Below are 510 nucleotides of genomic sequence, written 5' to 3'. Positions count from 1 at the left end.
AATTCCTGCACCGGCTGTGGGACAACCTTAAAGAAAAATCGGGAAAATCCTCGGGCCGCCACCTGCTTTATGAAGATTTGAACCTCATCTTCCGCTCCATCCGCGACTTGTTCACCGAGGAAGTGAGCCGGATGGTGGTGGACTCAAAAATTGAGTACCAGAATTGCCTTGAGTTCTGCGGCAGCTACCTGCCACACCTTTCCCACAAAGTCGAGTTGTACCGAGGTACCGTTCCCATCTTCGATCATTTCGGGATGGAAATCGAAATCAACCGCGCCTTGGAACGTAAAGTCTGGCTTAAGTCCGGGGGATACATTTCTATTGACCAAACCGAGGCACTGGTTGCCATCGACGTCAACACCGGGAAGTTTGTTGGGCATACAGATCCGGAAGAAACTATCCTTAAGACCAACTTAGAGGCAGTCAAAGAAGTCGTCTATCAGTTACGCCTGCGTAATATCGGCGGAATCATTATTGTCGATTTCATTGACATGGCCAAGGAGGAGAGCA

At 49.4% G+C, this 510-nt stretch carries 1 protein-coding gene; it reads left to right on the top strand.

What is annotated here, in order from left to right:
- On the top strand, window positions 1-510 hold a 510-nt coding region (locus QF629_13105; GenBank protein ID MDP6014455.1), incomplete at both ends, for a ribonuclease E/G.

It is taken from the genome of Alphaproteobacteria bacterium (assembly GCA_030739735.1).
Lineage (GTDB): Bacteria > Pseudomonadota > Alphaproteobacteria > UBA7887 > UBA7887 > UBA7887.
The sequence above is the reverse complement of the archived record's forward strand: the minus strand, read 5'-3'. Positions and strand labels throughout refer to the sequence as shown.